Origin of the sequence: Gilliamella sp. W8123, from assembly GCF_016101085.1 — a bacterium.
GTDB lineage: Bacteria > Pseudomonadota > Gammaproteobacteria > Enterobacterales > Orbaceae > Gilliamella > Gilliamella apis.
Genome location: NZ_JACFRE010000001.1, coordinates 520,097 through 543,375 on the forward strand (window position 1 = coordinate 520,097; position 23,279 = coordinate 543,375).

General features: G+C 32.7%; 17 protein-coding genes. 7 read left to right on the forward strand and 10 right to left on the reverse strand.

Annotated elements, in window-relative coordinates; all coding sequences use genetic code 11:
- Positions 1-30 precede the first annotated feature (30 nt).
- Entirely contained in the window at positions 31-957 is a 927-nt protein-coding gene (gene oxyR / locus H3T56_RS02375) for a DNA-binding transcriptional regulator OxyR (RefSeq protein WP_034902295.1), read from the reverse strand.
- 421 nt (positions 958-1,378) lie between these two features.
- Here oxyR and pcnB point away from each other — a divergent pair, with 421 nt between their 5' ends.
- The 6 genes from pcnB to sppA all read left to right on the forward strand — a co-directional run bounded on the left by pcnB (position 1,379) and on the right by sppA (position 9,974).
- A complete protein-coding gene (gene pcnB, locus H3T56_RS02380) occupies positions 1,379-2,680 on the forward strand; it encodes a polynucleotide adenylyltransferase PcnB (RefSeq protein ID WP_065577699.1) in 1,302 nt (433 codons plus the stop codon).
- 74 nt (positions 2,681-2,754) lie between these two features.
- Positions 2,755-5,145: an LPS assembly protein LptD gene (gene lptD / locus H3T56_RS02385; protein ID WP_198191909.1), complete on the forward strand. Its 2,391-nt coding sequence runs from the start codon at positions 2,755-2,757 to the stop codon at positions 5,143-5,145.
- 65 nt (positions 5,146-5,210) lie between these two features.
- Positions 5,211-6,524: a peptidylprolyl isomerase SurA gene (surA, locus tag H3T56_RS02390; RefSeq protein WP_065577701.1), complete on the forward strand. Its 1,314-nt coding sequence runs from the start codon at positions 5,211-5,213 to the stop codon at positions 6,522-6,524.
- Positions 6,517-7,314: a 16S rRNA (adenine(1518)-N(6)/adenine(1519)-N(6))-dimethyltransferase RsmA gene (gene rsmA, locus H3T56_RS02395; RefSeq protein ID WP_065577702.1), complete on the forward strand. Its 798-nt coding sequence runs from the start codon at positions 6,517-6,519 to the stop codon at positions 7,312-7,314. Before surA ends, rsmA begins: the two co-directional genes overlap by 8 nt.
- 4 nt (positions 7,315-7,318) lie before the next feature.
- Complete coding sequence (gene apaH / locus H3T56_RS02400; RefSeq protein WP_198191910.1) at positions 7,319-8,134, forward strand: bis(5'-nucleosyl)-tetraphosphatase (symmetrical) ApaH; 816 nt, start codon at positions 7,319-7,321, stop codon at positions 8,132-8,134.
- Between the two features lie 22 nt (positions 8,135-8,156).
- Positions 8,157-9,974, forward strand: coding sequence for a signal peptide peptidase SppA (gene sppA, locus H3T56_RS02405; RefSeq protein WP_065577703.1), 1,818 nt, complete (start codon positions 8,157-8,159; stop codon positions 9,972-9,974).
- Positions 9,975-10,010: 36 nt separating this feature from the next.
- On the opposite strand, the gene H3T56_RS02410 is transcribed toward sppA, so the two are convergent.
- The 4 genes from H3T56_RS02410 to moaC all read right to left on the reverse strand — a co-directional run bounded on the left by H3T56_RS02410 (position 10,011) and on the right by moaC (position 13,863).
- The gene (locus H3T56_RS02410; protein ID WP_198191911.1) at positions 10,011-11,831 is read right to left on the reverse strand and encodes a sulfatase-like hydrolase/transferase; all 1,821 of its coding nucleotides are present in this window, start codon (positions 11,829-11,831) and stop codon (positions 10,011-10,013) included.
- Positions 11,832-12,678: 847 nt separating this feature from the next.
- The gene (moaE, locus tag H3T56_RS02415) at positions 12,679-13,122 is read right to left on the reverse strand and encodes a molybdopterin synthase catalytic subunit MoaE (protein WP_198191912.1); all 444 of its coding nucleotides are present in this window, start codon (positions 13,120-13,122) and stop codon (positions 12,679-12,681) included.
- A gap of 4 nt (positions 13,123-13,126) precedes the next feature.
- Complete coding sequence (gene moaD / locus H3T56_RS02420) at positions 13,127-13,372, reverse strand: molybdopterin synthase sulfur carrier subunit (protein ID WP_065577706.1); 246 nt, start codon at positions 13,370-13,372, stop codon at positions 13,127-13,129.
- Entirely contained in the window at positions 13,369-13,863 is a 495-nt protein-coding gene (gene moaC / locus H3T56_RS02425) for a cyclic pyranopterin monophosphate synthase MoaC (protein ID WP_065577707.1), read from the reverse strand. Before moaC ends, moaD begins: the two co-directional genes overlap by 4 nt.
- A 194-nt stretch (positions 13,864-14,057) precedes the next feature.
- Here moaC and priA point away from each other — a divergent pair, with 194 nt between their 5' ends.
- Positions 14,058-16,226, forward strand: a complete 2,169-nt coding sequence (gene priA / locus H3T56_RS02430; protein ID WP_065577708.1) for a primosomal protein N' — start codon at positions 14,058-14,060, stop codon at positions 16,224-16,226.
- A 40-nt stretch (positions 16,227-16,266) separates the two neighbouring features.
- On the opposite strand, the gene H3T56_RS02435 is transcribed toward priA, so the two are convergent.
- From H3T56_RS02435 to clpP, 5 genes are all read right to left on the reverse strand, one after another.
- A complete protein-coding gene (locus H3T56_RS02435) occupies positions 16,267-16,572 on the reverse strand; it encodes a helix-hairpin-helix domain-containing protein (RefSeq protein ID WP_065577709.1) in 306 nt (101 codons plus the stop codon).
- 152 nt (positions 16,573-16,724) lie between these two features.
- On the reverse strand, positions 16,725-18,593 hold the full coding sequence (locus H3T56_RS02440) for a SurA N-terminal domain-containing protein (RefSeq protein ID WP_198191913.1): 1,869 nt from the start codon (positions 18,591-18,593) through the stop codon (positions 16,725-16,727).
- A 150-nt stretch (positions 18,594-18,743) separates the two neighbouring features.
- On the reverse strand, positions 18,744-21,155 hold the full coding sequence (lon, locus tag H3T56_RS02445; protein WP_198191914.1) for an endopeptidase La: 2,412 nt from the start codon (positions 21,153-21,155) through the stop codon (positions 18,744-18,746).
- Between the two features lie 176 nt (positions 21,156-21,331).
- Complete coding sequence (gene clpX / locus H3T56_RS02450; protein ID WP_198191915.1) at positions 21,332-22,597, reverse strand: ATP-dependent protease ATP-binding subunit ClpX; 1,266 nt, start codon at positions 22,595-22,597, stop codon at positions 21,332-21,334.
- A gap of 20 nt (positions 22,598-22,617) precedes the next feature.
- Positions 22,618-23,220 carry an ATP-dependent Clp endopeptidase proteolytic subunit ClpP gene (gene clpP / locus H3T56_RS02455; protein WP_174565253.1) on the reverse strand — a complete coding sequence of 201 codons (603 nt, stop codon included), beginning with the start codon at positions 23,218-23,220 and terminating at the stop codon, positions 22,618-22,620.
- Positions 23,221-23,279: the final 59 nt, after the last annotated feature.

The window sequence follows — 23,279 nt, forward strand, 5'->3', positions numbered from 1 at the left end:
CAAAATTCAGCATGATACAAATGTAAGTTATCAGTTTGTTTGCCCCAATAACCGCTCTTTTTCTGCAAAAACTTTTGGCATATGATCGCGAATAGTTTTAGCTATAGTTTCATAACGTGCTCTTAGTGGAGAGCCTGGTCGATAAATCAAAGCAATACTTCGCATTGGTATAGGATCACTACAAGGAATATAACAAATATTATCACGAGTACGTTCATTCGGTGCAGCAAGCTCTGGAAATAAGGTAATACCACGCCCAGCAGATATCATACTTCGTAATGTTTCTAAACTCGTTGCTTTAAATTGTTTGTCTTCATCAATTCCGACTTGAAAACAATATCCCATCGCATGTTCACGCAAACAGTGACCATCTTCTAACATTAAAAATTTTTGCCCTTTTAAATTAGAAAGCTTAACTGTTTGTTTAGTTGCTAATTCGTCACTTGCTGGAACCGCTAAAAACATAGGTTCATTAAACAGTGGTAATTCAATAAATTGTGCTGTTTCTTTTACTTGAGCAATAATCGCACAATCCAGTTTTCCACTCTCAAGTTGAGCAACAATATTGGCAGTTTGAGCTTCATGCAAATAAAGTTCTAATTGAGGAAAAGATTCGTGTAAAACGGTAATTACATGCGGTAATAAATAGGGTGCAATAGTTGGGATCAAACCTATATGCATCGGACCAGACATTTCTTCACCTTGACGACTAGCCATCTCTTTTAAAATTTGTATATTACGTAAAATTTCTTTGGCTTGCTCAACAAGCATCATACCGGTTTGGGTAAATAACACTTTGCGACTAGTTCGCTCAAGTAACATTACACCTAATTCGTCTTCAAGTTTTCTGATTTGACCACTTAATGTTGGTTGACTAACATTACAAGCATCTGCTGCTTTACGAAAGTGCCGAAATTCAGCTAACGATACAAAATATTCCAAATCACGAATATTCATAGTGTCCCCAAAAAATTATCAGTTAATGGTTATATACTCAGGAATATAATAAATAGATATAAAATACTACTGTTTTTTGTATAAAAATCATTTATAAAATAAGAGTATCAAATTCAGTAAAATTAATTAGTCATTTAAATACAGATAAAATCTGTTGTTATGCATAATTTCTTGATGCTTAATAGGCTAACTTTATTAATTGTACTATATAAATTACTATTGTTGATAATTATGTTTAAAAAATCAAATAGAATCTTTGATGATTATAAACTAAATCCCATCATTCTACTTACCATAGCCATATTAAGAAAAATGGAAAGTTAAAAGTAATTGCGATATAATCGCGCGCTAGATTGCTATATAGACTATTATTAATTTGAGGTGTGCTATTTTTAAACAAGTTTCTCGCTTTTATCGTAAAATGTTTCAGCATGAAGAACAGCAAAAATCGCACTATGTATCCATTTCTCGCAATGAACATAATATTTCTCGTAAAAATATAAGCGAAAATGCCCTAAAAGTTCTTTACCGCTTAAATAAACAAGGATATGAAGCTTATCTAGTTGGTGGATGTATTAGAGATCTTCTCTTAGGTAAAAAACCTAAGGACTTTGATATTGCCACAAATGCTACTCCGGAACAAATTCTAAAGGTGTTTCGGAATTGTCGCCTGATCGGAAGACGTTTTCGTTTAGCACACATTATGTTCGGTAAAGAGATAATTGAAGTCGCCACTTTTCGTGGTGATCATGATGGTCAAAGTGAACATACCAATATATCTAAAAGATCACAATCTGGCATGCTATTACGTGACAATGTATACGGTACGATTGAACAAGATGCTATCCGACGGGACTTCACGATGAATGCCCTTTATTACAATGTTAAAGACTTTACTATCCGTGATTATTGTGGCGGATTAAACGATTTAAAAAATGGCGTTATTCGATTAATTGGCGATCCACAAACAAGGTATCGTGAAGATCCGGTTAGAATGTTAAGAACAATTCGTTTTGCCGCCAAACTTAACATGAAAATAGATCAAGCAACGGCTGATCCCATTAAAACGCTAGCCCCGTTGCTAAAAAATATTCCATCGGCACGACTTTTCGATGAATCTTTAAAATTATTACAATCTGGTCATGGTTACAATACTTATATCTTATTAAAACAATACCAATTATTTGAACAACTTTTCCCGGTAGTTGAACATTTATTTGTACACAATAATAATGGCAATTTGGAGAAAATTATTGCTCACGTATTAAAAAATACTGATTATCGAATAGCAAACGAGCAACGTGTCAATCCTGCTTTTTTATACGCAGCCTTTTTTTGGTATCCAATTATAGAACAGACTCAGATCAATTGTATTGAAAGCGGCCTTCAGTATTATGATTCTTTTTCTATGGCCATTAATGATGTGTTAAGCGAACAGTGTCGAATTATCGCAATACCCAAACGATTAACAAATATAATGAGTGATATATGGCGTTTACAATTAAGAATGAAGAAACGAGAAGGGAAACGTGCCTTTGTGATTTTAGAACATCCTAAATTTCGTGCTGCCTATGATTTGTTAGAAATGCGATCATCTATTGAAAAAGGTGAATTGTTAGATTTAGCTAAATGGTGGGATGAATTTCAACATGTATCCACCGAAAGAAAAATATTTATGGTTAAACAATTAGGCAAAAGTAATAAACGACGAACTAAACGTTAATTTTCATTCGCACTTTTATAAATAACCGCTATAATGTTTTAATTAAAATAATCATAATTACACTCTAATCATTGATGAAAAAATTATCACTCTCTCTTATTGCTATAGCTGTTACATTTTCTTTGTATAATTATAATAGTCCTAGCTATGCAATTGGCTTACCTAAAAATGATACTAATAATCCTAAGTGTCTTATTAATGTACCAAAATTTGAGCGACCAATTGTAAATGGTGATATAAATACATTACCGGTTAATGCAGAATCTAATGAATTCGAAGCAATTTATCCAGATTTAGCTATTTATAGTGGCGACGTGTATGTTGAACAAGGTAATCGCACCGTTCTAGCAGATAAAGTAACTATTGATTCTAAAGATACAAATAACCGCATGGCAATATTGGATGGAAACATCACTTATCAAGATAATTTAATAAAAATGAAAGGTGATCATGCGGCGATAAATCTCAACAATAATGATTCGGATATGCATCCCAGTGAGTATCATTTAGTTGATCGGCTTGGGCGTGGTAAAGCCGATGAAATGAAGCTAGAAAAAAACCGCTATATCATTCTAAAAAATGGTAGTTTTACTTCCTGTCCAGTAGATGATAGTACTTGGAATATTAAAGGTACTACAATAATTCATGATAACGAAGAACAATTGCTTGAAGCCTGGAATGCAGTATTTAGCATCGGCAAAGTACCTGTTCTATATTCGCCTTATTTACAATTACCAACCGGTAATAAAAGACGTTCTGGTTTATTAATACCCACTTTTGGTTATGATAGTATTGATGGTGTTGACTTCGCTTTACCTTTTTATTGGAATATAGCACCAAATTATGATGCAACATTAACACCAAGAGTATTACAACATCGTGGTATACAATTACAAACCGAATTTCGCTATTTAAATCAGTTAGGATTAGGAACTATCGCTTTTGACTGGTTGCAACATGATAGTCAATACAATGAAGATAGAAAGGCATTATTAAATGGCAATAATTATGATGATAATAATAATCGCTGGTTATTCCATTGGAAAAATGACGAATTAATAAATTATAATTGGCGCTTATATACTAATGTTACACGGATTAGTGATAATCAATATTTAACCGATCTTAGCTCTAAATATGCCTTTCAGACAGATGGATATTTAACGCAATTCTATAAGTTAGCCTATAATGATGAAAGTTGGGATGTAGCTTTAGGTTACAACCATTTTCAAACATTTTATAAGAATAACCTTTATCAAACTCAGCCCCAATTCGATATTAATTATTATAATTACGACCTGGGCCCACTAAAATTCAAAACATTTGCACAAGTATATCATTTTATAAATGCCACAAAAGATAAACCTAATGCATGGCGAGCCCATATTGAACCAACACTGAATTATACAGTAACTAATTCTTGGGCCTCATTAGCAACAGAAACAGGCTTTATGGCGACTCATTACAAACAACAAAATCTTAAAAGATATAATCGCCTAAACAAAGATCTAGATAAAAAGTTATATAAAAAATTAGATAATAATGTAAATCGTTTTATTCCTAAATTTAGTCTGGATGGTAAAGTTATTTTCGAACGTGACATTGAGTTTAAGAATGGTTATACCCAAACACTTGAACCACGAATTAAATATACTTATATTCCCTATCGCGATCAATCCAATATCGATAACTATGACTCAAGTTATTTACAGACTGATTACGTTGGATTATTTAGAGATTTGGCATACAGCGGTTTAGATCGGATAGCCTCGACTAACAAACTTGCTACAGGGGTAACCACACGTATTTATAATAGTAATAAAATTGAAAAATTCAACTTATCTCTTGGTCAAATTACTTATTTCACTAAATCTAAAACTAGTGAGCATAATAATGAATTAGATAAAAATTCAGATACGGGCAGTATTACATGGGCAACAGATAATTTTTGGCGTATAAGTAATGATATTGTTTTTCGTAGTGGCATCCAATATGATACCCGAATTGACACCATTGCCTTAGCTAACACTACCTTTGAGTATCGACCTAACAGTGATAAATTAATGCAATTATCTTATCGATATGCAAACCATAATTATATTACTACTGTAGATGACAGATATAAAGATTCATCAGAAAAACGCTATAAGCAAGATCTGTCTCAAGCCGGTATCATGGCTAGTTGGCCATTATCTGCAACTGTAAGTGCTGTCGGATCATATTATTTTGATATGAAACAGAATCAAACTGCAGATAGCTTTGTTGGCCTACATTATAGTGATTGTTGCTGGGGAGTAACCATGCAATATGGCCGAAAGCTAACCGATTGGGACGACAAAACCCATGTGAGTAAATATAAAAATAAACTTTCAATTAACTTTGAATTACAAGGTTTAGGTAACAATAGTGATTACAAAGCTAAAATGTTAGACTTTGGTAAGTTACCTTATACATCAACATTTTAATAAACTAACAAATAAATTTATAGTGATAAAATTAATATCACAACAATATAATGAGTTAAATAACTATGAAATTATTAAAACTTTTTATTGCATTAAACTTAAGTATTAATGTAGCACTCTTTACCCCACTTTCAGCTCATGCAGCTCCCAAAGTTATAGAACAAGTTGCTGCGGTGGTTAATAATAATGTCATTTTAGAAAGTGACGTTAATGATATGCTAAAAACCATTAAAGCAAGTGCCGATCCAAGAACTTTACCTAGCGATAAAGTACTCCGAAAGCAAATCATCGAGCGCTTAATCGTTGAAAATTTGATTTTACAAAAAGCAGCTAAAGCTAAAATTACCATAAGTGATGATGAAGTAACCGGCGCGATTGATAGTATTGCAGCTGAAAATGGTATGACAATCGATCAGTTACGAAGTAAATTATCTGCAATGGGAATTAGTTATAGCACTTATCGAGAACGTATTCATAATGATATGTTGATTGAGCAAGCCCGTATAAATGAGGTTAAGCCGAGAATCAAAGTATCGCCTCGAGAAGTTGAAAATCTAACTAAAACAATGACTAATCAACCGACTAATAATATTGATGTCAAAATTAGTCATATTTTAATTTCCATTCCAGAAAAAGCATCTAAACAACAAGTTGATAGTGCCACAAATAAAGCCATGGACATTATTAATCGAGCTAAAAAAGGGGAAAATTTTGCTAAATTAGCCACATCATACTCTAATGATGACCTCGCACTAAAAGGTGGCTCTATGGGATGGCGAAAGCTCAATGAACTACCGACTATATTCGAAGAACGTTTGATTCGTGCAGCAAAAGGTAGTGTAGTCGGTCCTATCCGTTCAGGTGTCGGTATTCATATAATAAAAGTTGATGATACTCGTTCTGAAGCGCCGAAAAAAATTACCCTTCAAGAAGTGAATGCTCGACACATATTAATTAAAACTAACGTATTAGTTACCGATCAAATTGCTAAACAAAAATTAACTGATATCCGTAAAGCCATTACTAGTGGAGCAACCACATTCGCTGCTGCAGCAAAAGCTAATTCTGAAGACACTGGTTCTAAAGACAATGGCGGTAATTTAGGTTGGAATAGACCTGAAATTTATGATAATGGCTTTAAAAGTGCACTATTACAACTGAAAAAAGGTGAAATCAGTCAGCCAATAAGATCATCTTTCGGTTGGCATTTAATTCAACTAATTGATACCAGACAGACTGACGGCACCAATATGGTTAAGAAAGATCAAGCTTACCGACTTATTTTTAACCGAAAATTTGCCGAAGAAGCACAAGTTTGGATTCAAGAACTAAAAGGTGATGCTTATATTAAAATTACAGGTGAAGGAAAGAATGAATAGTCGTGTTCATCAAGGGCATTTTGCTCGCAAGCGATTTGGTCAAAACTTTCTACATGATGATTATATTATTGAAAGTATTGTTGCAGCGATACAACCTAAACAAGGGCAAGCTTTAGTCGAAATAGGCCCAGGACTTGCTGCATTGACAATACCGGTAAGTAAATATGTTGATCATCTGACTGTGATTGAAATTGATAGGGATTTAGCTAGTCGATTGGTCGAAAATCCTTTTTTACAAAATAAAATTAGTGTGATTAAACAAGATGCATTAACATTTGATTTTAATCTATTATTTGATCAATTAGGTCAGCAATTAAGAGTATTTGGTAACTTACCTTACAATATTTCGACGCCCTTAATGTTTCATTTATTTGAATACGCGCCAATTATTGCTGATATGCATTTTATGTTACAAAAAGAGGTAGTTACTCGTTTAGTTGCAGCTCCAAATAGTAAAGATTATGGACGCTTAAGTGTGATGGCACAATATTACTGCCAAATTATCCCTGTTTTAGAAGTACCACCAACTTCTTTTAAACCCGCCCCTAAAGTTGATTCAGCTGTAGTAAAACTAATACCTTATAAGCAAAAACCTTATTTAGTTAATGATGTCAAAGTACTCTCACGGATTACTACAGAAGCATTTAATCAAAGACGTAAAACCATACGCAACAGCTTAGGTAATTTATTTACGGCAGAACAAATGCTTGAATTAGATATTGACCCTAATTTACGGGCGGAAAATTTGACGGTAAAACAATATTGTCTATTGGCAAACGCTTGGAAATAACCTTATGGCAAATCTAATAATTGGTGATATTCATGGGTGTTATGATGAATTTATGCGTTTACTTGAAAAAGCAGGTTTTTCATCATCGGATACGTTATGGTTAACTGGTGATTTAGTTGCTAGGGGGCCTAAATCACTGGAAGTTATTAGATTTGTTAAACAAAATAGCGAACAAATTAGATTAGTGTTAGGTAATCATGATTTACATCTGTTATCAATCCATGCCAATGTTACCCCTCCTAAAAAGAAGGATAACCTTGATGAATTAATTCATGCAGATGATTTTGATGAATTAATGAACTGGTTACGTAAACAACCACTAGTCCAAATAGATGAAAAACTAAAACTCATTATGACTCATGCTGGAATATCACCACAATGGGATATGGAAACATTAAAAAAATGTGCCCATGATCTAAATGTCATTTTAAGCAGTGATTCCTATCCCCTTTTCCTTGACAAAATGTATGGTAATTTTCCCGATGAATGGTCAATAGATCTACAAGGATTAGATCGATTACGATATATTGCCAATGCATTAACGCGAATGCGTTATTGCTACGAAGATGGCCGACTCGATTTTTATTACAAAAACCAACCGGATCAAGCTCCCTCAAAGCTTAAACCTTGGTTTGTTCTGCCAAGAAAAATCCCCTCAGATTATAGTATAGCTTTTGGTCATTGGGCAGCACTGAATGGAAAAGGGACTCCTGAGAATATTTACGCGCTTGATACTGGATGTTGCTGGGGCGGTAAATTAACTTGTTTGCGATTTGAAGACAAAAAATACTTCAAAAAGAAAAATACCGAAACCAATTAAATTAGAAAAAGGCTATTTTATTATGTCTGCACTATCTGTTATAAAATCAATCTGGAAAATTATCAATTTAATCAGAGAAATATTTCTTAATCTCGTTTTCTTAATCATTATTCTATTGATTTTTAGTGGTATCGCATTAATAAAAGAAGTAAACAAGCAAGATGTCATTCCTCAATCTGGCACTTTAATTATGGATCTTGAGGGAGTTGTCGTTGATAACTCACTTTATAGTGATGAAATTTATGAAATACAAGATAAGATCTATGGCAAAAAAGTAAATCTATCTCGCGAAAATAGCTTATTTGATTTAGTGCAAAAGATATCCCAAGCCACATCAGATCCAAATATTAAAAATTTGGTGTTAAAATTAGATAATTTTGTCGGAGCTGATATGAGCTCCTTACAGTATATTGGAAAATATTTAACGAAATTCAAAGCAGCCAATAAACCTATTTATGCCATCGGCTCAAACTTTAATCAAAGTCAATATTATTTAGCCAGTTATGCTAATAAAATATACTTAACGCCATTAGGCGCTGTAAGTGTATTTGGATTATCAGCCAATAACTTATATTACAAAACATTATTAGATAATTTAAAGATAAATACTCATGTTTTTCGTGTTGGTACTTATAAATCTGCTATTGAACCGTTCATTCGAGACAATATGTCGGATGAAGCCAGAAGCAACACCTCTCGATGGTTAAATCTAATGTGGAATAACTACCTTGGTGATATTTCAGAAGAACGAAAAAAAGCGCCGACACAATTAGTACCATTACCTGAAGAAATGTTATCAGAATTAAAAGCCGCTAATGGCAACATGGCACAATACGCTTTAGCAAATGGTTTGATTGATGCAATAGCGACTAATCACGAGTTCGAACTTGAAATCAATATAAAAAATAGAGTAAGTATTTATGATTACCAGCTGAAAGAAACTGCTAAACCAGCAACTGAAGAACCAAAAATAGCCGTTGTTTTTGTCAATGGAACAATTACCAACGGTGAAAATAGCAGCAATGTCGCTGGAAGCCAAGATATTGTTGAGCAATTAAGAAACATTCGTAAAAATTTAAATAAAAATAATATACAAGCGGTCATACTTAGAGTAAATAGCCCTGGAGGAAGTGTTGATGCTTCAGAAGCGATTCGCAATGAATTAGAAGCTTTACGTAGTTACCAAATTCCAGTTGTTGTCTCCATGGGTGGTATGGCCGCTTCAGGTGGTTATTGGATATCAACTGCATCGGACTATATTGTTGCCAGCCCAAATACTATTACTGGATCCATTGGCATCTTCGGTATAGTACCAACTTTTGAAAATTCACTTTCTCATATCGGAGTCTATAATGATGGAGTATCAACATCACCATTAGCAAATAGAAGCCTAACTCAAAATCTATCAAGTGAAATGAACCAATTTATCCAAATGAATATTGATAATGGTTATCACACTTTTATTTCTTTAGTAGCAAAAGCACGAAATATGACTACCGAACAAGTAGATAATATAGCCCAAGGACAAGTGTGGCTGGGTTCAGAAGGAAGTAAAAACGGTTTAGTTGATAAGTTAGGTGATTTTGATGATGCAATCGAAATGGCCGCCACATTAGCTAATATTTCAGATTATCAAATAGATTGGCAAAAACAAGAAGGTAATTGGCTCAATGCTTTTTATTCAGATATGATTGCAATGATGCCTAAATCAACAGCAGAAGTATTGTTCGAACAAATACCTGAAGTAAAACAGCTCAAACAACAAGTTTCATTCTGGGACAAATTCCAAGATGGGCAAAACCGTTATATTTACTGCCTAAATTGTGCAGATATTAGATAATAAAAAATCCACCTATAAGGTGGATTTTTTTTACTATTATTTGTCTGCTTGGAAAAAATAATGCATTTCATCCATTGCAGAATGGATGAGATTATAATTAGGTGTGTCATTTACTTCATTATTGTAAACATCGAAATAATGACTAATACCGAGACGATTAACAAAATAAATGTTGTCTTTAGTCCGTACCGCATATGAGCTATAATTAGACATAAGTAACCAATTTCTATCCATTATTGGACTAAACAAATCATAACCGGTCGAATAGTCAGTAATATCATTTTTTACATGTAAATAATTACGCATTATCGAAGGCACTACATCCTCATGACTGGTAAATTTATTTATATTATCACTTATATACTGGAGATCTTTTGCGCCAACAATAATAAAAGGTACTTTGGTTTGAGCATCCGTATAATTGCCATTATGCCCCCAAAAACCTAATTTATTATCATTCATTTCTTGTGAATGATCACCAGTAATAATAATCAATGTATTATCTAATGAACCAGATTGTTTAAGTTCATCATAAACTTTCTGCAACAAATAATCATCATAATAGACACTCTGTTTATAACGATTAAAAATTGGAATGGGATCTGTATTATTATTTAATGTCATATAATTGAGATCACCAACTGGTTTAAATTTCACATCAAAATCATTTGGGAAATCATAAGCATGTGGCGCATCAAAAAATAAAAAGGAAAAACTAGGATTAGATTTGTCCCTAGATTCATACCAATTTAGCCAGTCATCCGTTATCTGTTTATCACGACTTGACGCTAGACCATCTTTACTACTGATTCTTAAATTTTTGATAGTTAAAAAAGCAGTACGATCAAATTCAGGTGAGGTGATTTTAGCTGAAGTAAAAATTCCAATATTATAGTTTTCTTTTTGTAGAGTAGTTATAAATAACGATGGAATACGGTTTCTTATAAATGAATCCCAATATGTACCAGGAATACCGTAGAAAAGACCAAAAATACCGGTTCGAGTAGCATTACCTGTTGAGTAATGATTATTAAAAATTATACCATTATTCTGTTGAACAAAACGATAAGTGTTGGGGGAAATATCTGGACTAAAAGTATCATAACGCCAAGAATCTAACACAATAAACATAATATTAGGTGTTGCTAGATTATCTGGATTAATCATAAGATCTTTTTTAGGGTAATAGATACTTGCATGCTGACTATCCATTTCAATAAGCTCTTTACGTTGCCCTGATTTATCAAAATATCCCATTATCTTTTTTGAGGTAAATGGACGATATAAAGGAATATATTCTTTTATAATCATAATCGGAGAATAGGCATAATAAAAAGCAATCATATGTATCAAATGACTGATAACCAAGCAACTAGCAAGAAAAACTGTTGGTATAATTAATATTTTAGGTTGAATAGTTTTATGATTAAATTTTTTATCAAATAGATAAAGGATTAAATATTCTATTCCACAAAAACCGAATATTAACAAAAACATTAATACATAAGTCGGAATTGAAAAATCCACGACCTGACCGGACAAAACCATAGATACTACCGACTCATTGATATGAAATCGATATTGTTCGAAAACGATAGTATCTATATATAAAACAATTTGCAATAAACTGAATATAAGTGCCAAGCAGATATTAGTTAATTTTTTACTCATCCAAAGGAAAGGAATAGATAAAACAAAAATTAATAAATAAGCTGAGAAAAAATGACCTAAAACTGCAATAAATGCAAAAAGGCTTCCCTCCCAATTAAACGATGCACCAGGTACCCAAAAATATCGGATTGCTATTATTGCCGAAATAAAAATATTTACTAACATAAACCAATAAAGTTTTTTCATAGAAATCCATTAAATAACAGGCTGAAATTTTTTAATAATAATATTTTTTTTATTTTGAGTTAGGGCTTTCCGCAAAATTTTTAACAAAAAAACAATAAATGTATGGAGATTAATATAAAATTAACAAAAATGATTCTTTATAGAGTTTTCTTATAATATTATGAATGGTTACCTTCGTTCAGCAAATACTAGCAGTAACATGATAAATAAATTATTAAACTCACAATATCATTCTTATGCATCTAATATCACATAACGCCTAAACATATTTTGATCTTCTTATGATAAATTAATGCTCAATTATTTAAATTTTTACGTATCATAAGCGGTTGGCGTTACCAAAAATTTATTAACAAAAAGAAATAACAATATCAATTAATGCCACGGATAAAAGCTTCCTAAACCAGACAAATGACGTTTAGTCGTATAGCCATAAAATACGAACACACTCAACATTCAAACAGTAATGAAAAGAAGACACTGGCAATTGAAAACGACGTATAATATTTAAAATATATAGAAAAAATTAAAACATTTACCACTGAATAAAGTAGTTGCTGTAACACCAGATAAACGATTAATCATTCCTGAAATAACAAAGCCTAATCGAAGCTCTACAATCAAGAGCACCCACATTACTCATGATAACAGAGTAAGAAACTCATAATTAGTTGATGCTAACCAAGCAACAAAAGCATTTAAAAGTAACCCAACAACCATCCATACACTTGACTCATGTATGGTTGTATACGGCGCTTATTCTTTAACTGAACCGTTAGGAGTATAACTTGATATATCTTAACTCCCATAAAAGTAACATAATACCTTATTATATCTTAAATAAAGATTAATACCATTTTTTCAAGGCATTTACATCAGATTGCTTTGCCTCTACCCAGTTTTCATCATTACCAGTTTGTTCTTTCTTCCAAAATGGTGCTTCGTTTTTTAATACATCCATAATAAATTCTGTTGCCGCAAAAGCATCACTTCGATGCGCCGAACTAACGCCAACAAAAACAATACTCTCATTAACATTAATTTTGCCCACACGATGCACTAATGCAACTCGATTAATTGACCATCTATCTCTGGCTTGATGAATAATATTCCTCAACACTTTTTCTGTCATTTGAGGATAATGTTCCAACGTTAAACTAATCACTTGGTTTTCTAAACTACGTACTTTCCCAATAAAAGTGACTACTGATCCATCTTGAGGTAACTCATAGAGCCATGTTATTAATGAATTTATATCAATATATGATTGGTTGACTTCAATAATATTCATATTGTCATCCACCCGTTACTGGTGGAAAAAATGCAATTTCATCACCATGTTGAATTATATGATGATAATCAACTAGCGCATGATTTACCGCACATAATACAGTCTTTTCTTTTAAAGCAAATGCCCATTTGTCACCACGTAAACTCAGCTGATCTAAAAGTTGTGCTATTGACATTTGCTCTACCATTAATTCCAAAGATTCAATTCCTAGTAGCTCTCTAATTTGTGCAAAAAAATAAATTTTATTCATACTTTCACTTTTCTAATTAAACTATAGTCACCAGATTTTCCACCAATTTTATTTAATAATCGAACCTGATTAATAATCATATCTTTCTGACTAGCTTTGCACATATCATATATCGTTAATGCAGCTACAGAAGCAGCAACTAACGCTTCCATTTCCACGCCTGTTTGACCAGTTACCTTACAAACTGACTCTATTCTTACACTATGATTTTCAAATAGCGGTTCAATATTAACCTCTATTTTAGTAAGTAGTAATGGATGACAAAGTGGTATTAACTCCCATGTCCTTTTCGCAGCTTGAACTCCAGCAATTCGAGCAGTTGCAAACACATCACCTTTATGATGTTTTCCTTCAATAATCATATTAAATGTTTCTTCATTCATTAATACTATTGATTCTGCCCTAGCCTCTCGATGGGTTATCTGTTTTTCTGAAACATCCACCATATGAGCATCACCACGCTGATTAATATGTGAAAATGACGCTGACATTTTTGAACACCCTTAAACATTATGTTTTAATTTGTCACTCAAGATAACAAATTTTGTTTATCGATACTACTAGCATATACATAAAGTATTAATATTTAATTTAGAAATAATTAATTAGTCTGCCTGCGTAATTTTTGCGAGTTAAACAAAATCTGCGTACAATAGCAATTTTATAACTGTAATAGTGATTGTTAATGCTGATTGCCCATGTAGCCTTACCGGTACCCCTTTATCAACTGTTTGATTACACACTTACGACGCAGGCTGAAATTGGTATGCGAGTTAAAGTGCCATTTGGTAAACGGGAAATGATTGGAATCATCGTTAAGATTGATCAACAAACAACTTTTGATATCGAAAATTTAAAACCTATTACCGAAATTATTGATACAAAAAACCCCTTTCCTCAACCAATTTGGCAATTATTAAATTGGGCAACCAATTATTATCATTTTCCAATTGGTGAAGTAATATTTCACGCTATGCCGATCCCATTAAGGCAAGGACGTCCAGCCATCAAAGATGGCATAAAACATTGGCAATTAACACCAAAAGGGCAGCAAATTGATTTAAACCTTCTATCACGAACACCAAAACAGAAATTATTAGTATCTTCACTCAGAAACAACTGTTTGAATGAAAGTGAATTTAAATCGAATATCTATCAAGAATTACAGAAAAAACAGCTTATCGAGCTTGTTTATCGCCAACCTGATAAAATTTGTTGGCATACAAATTATTCAACCAACAAAACACCGATCCAATTAAATCATGAACAATTAAATGCAATCACTACTATTAATAAACAAAACAAACAATTTGGTGTATTTTTGCTTGATGGTATAACTGGTTCTGGTAAGACGGAAGTTTATCTAAATATTATTTCTGATGTTTTAGCTCAAGAAAAACAAGCTTTAGTATTAGTACCTGAAATTGGTTTAACACCGCAAACTATCAAACGTTTTAAACAGCGTTTTAATGCACCAATTGATATTTTACATTCAGGCCTTACTGATAAGGAACGTTTAGAGGTTTGGTTAAGAAGTAAAGCTGGTGACAATGCTATCGTCGTAGGTACACGATCAGCACTTTTTACTCCATTTCAAGATTTAGGTATTATTATTATTGATGAAGAACATGATAGTTCTTATAAACAGCAAGAAGGCTGGCGTTATAATGCCAGAGACTTAGCAATCATCCGAGCAAAAATTGAAAATATACCTATTATTTTAGGATCGGCTACGCCCTCTCTTGAAACCATTAATAATGCCCAAAGCCATAAGTATCAAAAGCTAAAGCTTACACAACGGGCAGGCAATGCAAAATTAGCCAAACAATCTATTTTAGATATTCGCGGTATGGCTCTAACTTCTGGACTTTCCCAGCCATTAATTGACCGAATAAAAGAACATTTAGATAATAATAATCAAGTGATGTTATTTCTTAACCGTAGGGGATTTGCGCCATTAATCATTTGTCATGATTGCGGTTGGATTGCCGAGTGCCCACGTTGTGATCAACCTTATACCTTTCATAAAAAACAAAATAGACTAATTTGTCATTATTGTGATACACCTAGAAATATCCCTCAACAATGTCCTAAATGTGGTTCGACACAATTACTACCGATTGGATTTGGAACTGAGCAACTGGAAAAACAACTTAATATTTTATTCCCGAATATAAAAATCACTCGTATTGATCGTGATACGATAACCAAAAAAGAGGCATTAAACGCTTATTTACATGATATCCAAAAAGGTGGTGCTCATATTTTAGTTGGTACGCAAATTCTGGCTAAAGGACATCATTTCCCTGATGTTACATTAGTTGGAATAGTGGATGTTGATGGCGCTCTATTTTCCAGTGATTTTAGAGCCACAGAAAGATTTGCACAAATATATACCCAGGTTTCAGGACGAGCAGGTAGGGAAACAAAAGCTGGCGAGGTTATTCTACAAACTTATCATCCAGAACATCCATTATTAAATATATTACTAACGCAAGGTTACCAAGCATTTGCCAAACAAACCTTACAAGAACGTAAGCAAACATTACTACCACCATTTAGTTATCAGGTGCTAATTCGTGCCGCTGATCGTAATAATCTACAAGCACCAAAATTTTTACAGCGTATCCATGATTGGCTAAAAGCAAATTATAATCAAGATTTATGGCAACTTGGGCCTATACCTGCAAGCCAACCGAAAAAAGCGGGCTATTATCGTTGGCAATTACTCTTGCAACATAGCAACCGACAAGTATTACAGCAAATATTAGATAACCTTCTTATAGTTATTAAACAGTGGAAAGATACATCAAAAGTAAGATGGAGTATTGATGTTGATCCAATTGATAATTAAACATCTCTTCCAACAGGTAATCTGTTGGAAGAGATTAAATTTATAATGTAATTTTTCCTATATTTTTATCTAGTGTTGCTTGACCAATACCTGAAACCTCTTTTAACTGCTCTATAGAAATAAAAGGACCAAATTTTTCTCGATATTCAATAATCTTCTGAGCCTTACTCATACCAATACCAACTAACCCTTTAGTTAACTCTTCAGCTGTTGCTGTGTTGATATTAACTTGAACAACTTGTTTTTGTACCTCTGTGGTAGTGGTTTCTGATTTTGATTCCGCAAAACTGAAAGTTGAAAAAAAGAAGCTTGAGAATAAAAAACATAATATTGTAAAAATTTTCATTTGATTAACTCCAAAATAATTATGCAAGTAAATTTGCAAGTTAACTATCTCATTAAGTTAATAAAATGAATTTTACTAATAATAGAAATGCGAAAAGCCACTTAAGTGGCTTTACTTTAATTACAGCGAATATAAATTTATTTCGATCTCAATCACATATTCACATCAGGCATTATTTCAATTTTTGATTTAGAACGAATATCATCACGAAGATAATAATAAGTATTATCAACGAATAATGGTAATAATTCTGATGAAATATCTTGATACTCTGTTGGTGTATCTACTTTAGTTAATGCAACAATATAAGCGGTATTATTTTCTAAAAATTCTGCTCCATAAGTCACAGATTTAACACCTTTAATCGGTTGCTCTAAATTAAATACCATATCGACAACCTGTTTATCTAAATTGGTTGAGTCTCTATTTAACTCATACCTTTGACTTAATCTAATTTTATCAGATTTACCAGTAGTATTTAATTCAGTTAATAAATTTTCAACATTAGATTTAAAACGATTATCAGATATATTCTTAGTTAACTGTTGTTTAATTGTATCTTTAACTTCATCAAATGGTGCTATCCCTTCAGGACGATTATCAGTAACTTGAATTACAAAATCATAACTACCTTGTTTTCTTTCAATTGGAATTAAATCAGATATTTTATGAGTTAACCGACCATCAACTATCATTTCTTCACTAAAAACTAAATCGCTTATTTCAGGATGAATCATGATTGAAAATGGATCTTGATAAGTTGTCCAATCCGTCGTATTTACAGTAAGTCCTGTTTTTTCAGCTAACTCCTCAAGAGATTTCGGTGATTCACTTAATGCAACTTTAATTTTATCTTCAATTGCATTGAATTCTTTTTGTATTTTCTGATTAGCTATGCTTGCTTCAATCCTAGTTCCAACTAAATCAAGATCCATGCTTTTGCTTGGTTGTATACCATCTAACTTAATTATTGCAAACCCTTCATCTGTAGGGATTGGTGTTGAAATTTGGTTAATTTTTTTTAAATTTGCTTTTTTAAATAATTCAGGTAAAGAATTATCTTCAGCAAACCAACCTAATGAACCATTCTTACCATAAGCTGACATATCATTATTTGTATTCAGCGTTTGCGCAATTTGTTCAAAATTAGCACCTGTAGCCAATTCTTTAGTAATTTTATATGCTTGTGCTTTATCAGTTACAAAAATTACACTAAAAGCTTTTTGCGCTGGATAACTATATTTATGAATATTTTTATTATACTCTGCTTTAACTTCATCTTCACTGATTTTAATTGATTGAGCAATAAGATCTTTAGAATTATAAATATATTTAATTTTTACACGTTCTTTTTTGTGAAAATTATTTTTATGCTCATCATAATATTTTTGTTCGTCAGCTTCAGAAATATTTATATCTTTATTATCATCAATTGATGAATCAATTACCGTCGCATAAATATTTCTCGTTTGATTTTTTAATAATCCTATTTCTGAATCAGATGGTAAAACAAAACTCGATTGTACTAATGCATCCATAACTTGTTGTTGTTGTAATGACGTTTTTAATATTTCAGCATAACTATCAGGAGTGAAACCATTTTCAGCCAGTAAATCTAAATAGTTCTGATTATCAAATTTACCGTCTATAAAGAAAACTTTTTGTTGTTTAATATAATTCTTTATATTCTCATTACTGATGGCGGTATTAATTTTATCTGCAAACTGATAAGCTAAATAATTATCTATTTGCTGAGCTAAAATATTACGACGCAAGATTTTGATAAAAGATGCATCACCAGTAGTTTTTGCTAAGGATTGTTTGACTTGATCTTCAAATCCTGCACGACTGATACCTTCACCATCAACTTTAGCAATATATAATTGTTCATCGTTGGCACTATTACCACTACCACCAAAACCTAAAAATCCTACGCCGGTAAAAATAAAACATAAAATAATGATTGCAAAGATTATTTTAACAACAACACTATTTGCTGCTGTTCTAATTGTTTCCATCATAACTGGCTATTCTCCATACACCTGAATTTTAATTTCGCAAGTATAGCATATTTGCTAAAATAGGCTATTATTCAATTAAAAGTCGATAAAAAAAGTCAACACACGGTTGACTTTTTCATTCATAAAACTCAAAAACATTAGCTAATAGGTTTATAATTTATTTATATTTTTGCTAGATTTTACGCTAGCTTTTCTTCTTTTAGCTTTTCCTATTACAGGTTCAATACCAAATGGATTGTTTTGTAAGGCGATAGTTAATACTTCATCAATCCATTTTACTGGTTTAATTTCGATTTCAGATTTCACATTATCTGGAATATCTTCAAGATCTTTGACATTATCAATAGGAATCAATGCTGTTTTTATACCACCTCTATGCGCAGCTAATAATTTTTCTTTTAATCCACCAATTGGTAATACTTCACCTCGTAAGGTTATTTCACCGGTCATTGCAACATCAGAACGAACAGGATTACCTGTTAAGGTCGAAACCAACGAGGTACACATAGCAATACCAGCACTTGGACCATCTTTAGGTGTAGCTCCATCAGGAACATGCACATGTATATCACGTTTTTCATAAAAATCGTTATTGATACCAAGTTTTTCTGCTCGTGAACGAACAACAGTCAGTGCTGTCTGAATTGATTCTTGCATCACATCACCAAGAGAGCCGGTGTAAGTTAATTTCCCTTTCCCAACTACACTTACCGATTCAATTGTCAATAAATCGCCGCCAACTTCAGTCCAAGCTAAACCAGTAACTTGACCGATTCGATTTTCACTTTCTGATTTGCCATAATCAAAACGTTGTACACCTAAAAAGTCTTTTAGATTGTCTTGGCTAATATTCACTTTATGTAATTTACTATTTAAAGCCAATTGTTTAACTACTTTACGGCAAATTTTAGCTATTTCTCTTTCTAAACTACGCACACCAGCTTCACGAGTATAATAGCGAATAATACCAATAATAGCAGAGTCATCAATATCTATTTCTTTGGCTTTTAAGCCACTGTTAGCGATCTGTTTAGATATTAAATGTTGTTTAGCTATATTTAATTTTTCATCTTCAGTATAACCAGACAGTCTAATGACTTCCATCCTATCAAGTAACGGGGCAGGGATATTCATTGAATTAGCCGTTGCCACAAACATTACGTCAGATAAATCATAGTCTACTTCTAAATAATGATCATTAAAGGCATTATTTTGTTCTGGATCTAGTACTTCAAGCAATGCAGACGCTGGATCACCTCGCATATCAGAAGCCATTTTGTCGATTTCATCTAACAAAAATAGTGGATTTTTAACTCCAACTTTAACCATACGTTGGATTAATTTACCTGGCATGGATCCAATATAAGTTCTTCTATGGCCACGAATTTCCGCTTCATCACGAACACCACCTAAAGCCATACGCACATATTGTCGACCAGTTGCTTTTGCAATAGATTGGCCTAGAGATGTTTTACCAACCCCTGGAGGTCCAACTAAGCATAAAATTGGACCTTTTACCTTATTAACTCGCCCCTGTACAGCTAAATATTCCAATATTCTGTCTTTTACACGCTCAAGCCCATAATGATCTTTATCTAAAACCTTTTGTGCAGCTTGGATATCTTTTTTTACTTTACTACGTTTATGCCAAGGCAACTGTAGCATCCAATCGATATAACCTCGAACGACAGTTGCTTCAGCTGACATAGCAGGCATCATTTTAAGTTTATTAAGTTCGGATAGCGTTTTTTCCTTGGCCTCTTGAGGCATTTTTGCCTTAGAAATTTTTAAGTTTAACTCTTCAAATTCATCAGGTTTATTATCTATATCACCTAGTTCTTTATGGATTGCTTTAATTTGCTCATTCAGATAATACTCTTTTTGAGCCTTTTCCATCTGTTGTTTAACTCGCTGACGAATATTCTTTTCTACTTGCAACAAGTCTATTTCAGCTTCCATTAATGAAATAAGTAATTCAAAACGTTTTTCTAAATCAGCAGTAACCAAAATATCTTGTTTTTGCTCAACTTTTATAAATAAGGTTGCGGCGATGGAATCCGCAAGTTGTGATGGTTCTTTTATAAGATGGATAGAATCAACAACTTCTTGTGTTACTTTTTTATTAAGTTTGGCATAATCATCAAAGTTTGACAATAGTACTCTTGTCATTGCTTGATTGATTTTATCTGTTTTTTTCGACTCTTTTAATGGTTTGATATCAGCTATTAAATAGTCATCCTCTTTTCGTTCAACTATATCACCAATCTTAGCTCGAGTAACCCCTTCAACCAGTACTTTCACAGTTCCATCTGGTAATTGAAGTAATTGTAAGACATTAGCTACTGTCCCCACTTCATATAAATCTTCAACATTTGGTTCATCTTGAGAAGGATGCTTTTGCGTAACAAGAAAAACTTGCTTATCCATTTCCATCGCACTTTCTAAGCAACGAATTGATTTATTTCGACCGACAAAGAGAGGAATCACCATATGAGGAAATACAACAACATCACGTAATGGTAAAATAGGCATAATCATTTGTTTAGTTTGTTTTGTCTTCATTTTATTCTCTCGGTAGTACAAACTTATCTGTCTTATATTGGGGCCATTTTAAGATATTCAAGCTTATCCTTTGATGTTTTAAATACGGTAAGTGCTCTTTCAAAGCACATCCGTATCTTAGCGAACTGAACATTAACTGCGATTTGTCTGCTTAAAAAGACATATTGGTTTATCTATTAAGCTGACAATTCTGTATTTCCACTATAAATTAATTTAGGTGATTGCAACTGTTCAACAGTTTCTTTATCAACAAGGACTTTTTTTACATTATCCATTGATGGTAAGTCATACATTGTATCTAACAATATATTTTCCACGATTGAGCGTAATCCTCTAGCACCTGTTTTGCGTTTCATCGCTTTTATGGCAATTGCCTCTAAAGCCTCTTGTGTGAATTCTAGTTCTACACCGTCTAATTCTAATAATGTATTAAATTGTTTAGTTAAGGCATTTTTAGGTTCAGTCAATATATTGACTAAAGCATCTTTATCTAGTTCCGATAAAGTTCCAATGACAGGTAATCTACCAATAAATTCAGGAATTAAACCAAATTTGACTAAATCTTCTGCTTCAATTTGCGCTAGTAATTCAGACTCTGTTGCTTTATTTTTGCTACTTTTTACATCTGCACCAAAACCAATACCAGTATTGGTAGAAACTCGATTTTCAATAACTTTATCTAAGCCACTAAAAGCACCGCCACAAATAAAGAGAATCTTTGATGTATCCACTTGTAAAAACTCTTGTTGTGGATGCTTACGCCCACCTTTAGGAGGAACCGATGCTACTGTTCCTTCAATTATTTTTAACAATGCTTGCTGTACCCCTTCACCAGATACATCTCGCGTGATAGATGGATTATCTGATTTTCTTGAGATTTTATCTATTTCATCAACATAGATAATTCCTCGTTGAGCTTTTTCTACATCATAATCACAACTTTGTAATAATTTTTGAATAATATTTTCAACATCTTCACCAACATAACCTGCTTCGGTTAAAGTTGTTGCATCCGCCATAGCAAAAGGAACATCTAAAAAGCGCGCTAATGTTTCAGCTAATAATGTTTTACCACTACCAGTTGGACCTATTAATAAAATATTACTTTTACCTAACTCTACATCACTACGTGTAGAATAACTACGCAAGCGTTTATAATGATTATAAACAGCCACAGATAATACTTTTTTTGCTCGTTCTTGACCAATGACATATTCATCAAGATGGTCACGTATTTCATGAGGAGTTGGCAATGGTTTACTTATAAATTCTTCATGAGAAAGAAAATTTTTGGTCTCTTCTTTTAAAATATCATTACACAAACCAATACATTCATTACAAATATAAATAGATGATGGCCCAGCAATTAGTTTACGGACTTCATGCTCACTTTTACCACAAAAAGTACAATAGAGTAATTTTTCTGAGTTTTCTTTATCCACTTTTTTCCACCTATTTAGTTTTAAGATCGTTTACTGTATATGGCGTCAACCAATCCATATTCAACTGCTTTCTCAGCTGACATGAAATTATCACGATCTGTATCCTTCTCAATTACACTAATATCTTGTCCGGTATGTTTTGCCAAAATATTATTTAATCGACTTTTTACCTGTAATATTTCTTGAGCATGAATTTGAATATCAGATGCTTGGCCTTGAAAACCACCCAAAGGTTGATGAATCATAACACGTGCATTCGGTAAACAGTAACGCTTACCTTTAGTTCCTGCGGTCAAAAGTAGAGATCCCATTGAGCATGCTTGTCCTAAACAGATAGTACTTACATCTGGTTTTATAAACTGCATTGTGTCATATATAGCCATACCAGCAGTTACAACTCCACCAGGAGAATTAATATATAAGTAAATATCTTTTTCAGGATTTTCTGCTTCAAGAAAAAGCATTTGAGCTATTATTAGATTCGCCATATTATCTTCAACTTGTCCAGTCAAAAATATAATTCTTTCTTTTAATAGTCGTGAGTAAATGTCATAAGCTCTTTCTCCTCGAGAGCTTTGCTCAACAACCATTGGAATCACACTCATGCATGGTTCTAAAGGCATTTTCATCTCCTAATTAAACAAAATAGCCCAAACAGTTAATCCTTATTTGGGCTTTATAG

Bases quoted from the DNA above. Each gene is read 5' to 3' on its own strand.
- lptD (WP_198191909.1), top strand. From the start codon at position 2,755: ATGAAAAAATTATCACTCTCTCTTATTGCTATAGCTGTTACATTTTCT.
- clpP (WP_174565253.1), bottom strand. From the start codon at position 23,220: ATGCCTTTAGAACCATGCATGAGTGTGATTCCAATGGTTGTTGAGCAA.
- oxyR (WP_034902295.1), bottom strand. From the start codon at position 957: ATGAATATTCGTGATTTGGAATATTTTGTATCGTTAGCTGAATTTCGG.
- pcnB (WP_065577699.1), top strand. From the start codon at position 1,379: ATGTTTCAGCATGAAGAACAGCAAAAATCGCACTATGTATCCATTTCT.
- lon (WP_198191914.1), bottom strand. From the start codon at position 21,155: ATGAAGACAAAACAAACTAAACAAATGATTATGCCTATTTTACCATTA.
- H3T56_RS02435 (WP_065577709.1), bottom strand. From the start codon at position 16,572: ATGAAAATTTTTACAATATTATGTTTTTTATTCTCAAGCTTCTTTTTT.
- priA (WP_065577708.1), top strand. From the start codon at position 14,058: ATGCTGATTGCCCATGTAGCCTTACCGGTACCCCTTTATCAACTGTTT.
- moaD (WP_065577706.1), bottom strand. From the start codon at position 13,372: ATGAATAAAATTTATTTTTTTGCACAAATTAGAGAGCTACTAGGAATT.
- moaC (WP_065577707.1), bottom strand. From the start codon at position 13,863: ATGTCAGCGTCATTTTCACATATTAATCAGCGTGGTGATGCTCATATG.
- H3T56_RS02440 (WP_198191913.1), bottom strand. From the start codon at position 18,593: ATGATGGAAACAATTAGAACAGCAGCAAATAGTGTTGTTGTTAAAATA.
- apaH (WP_198191910.1), top strand. From the start codon at position 7,319: ATGGCAAATCTAATAATTGGTGATATTCATGGGTGTTATGATGAATTT.
- surA (WP_065577701.1), top strand. From the start codon at position 5,211: ATGAAATTATTAAAACTTTTTATTGCATTAAACTTAAGTATTAATGTA.
- moaE (WP_198191912.1), bottom strand. From the start codon at position 13,122: ATGAATATTATTGAAGTCAACCAATCATATATTGATATAAATTCATTA.
- sppA (WP_065577703.1), top strand. From the start codon at position 8,157: ATGTCTGCACTATCTGTTATAAAATCAATCTGGAAAATTATCAATTTA.
- rsmA (WP_065577702.1), top strand. From the start codon at position 6,517: ATGAATAGTCGTGTTCATCAAGGGCATTTTGCTCGCAAGCGATTTGGT.
- H3T56_RS02410 (WP_198191911.1), bottom strand. From the start codon at position 11,831: ATGAAAAAACTTTATTGGTTTATGTTAGTAAATATTTTTATTTCGGCA.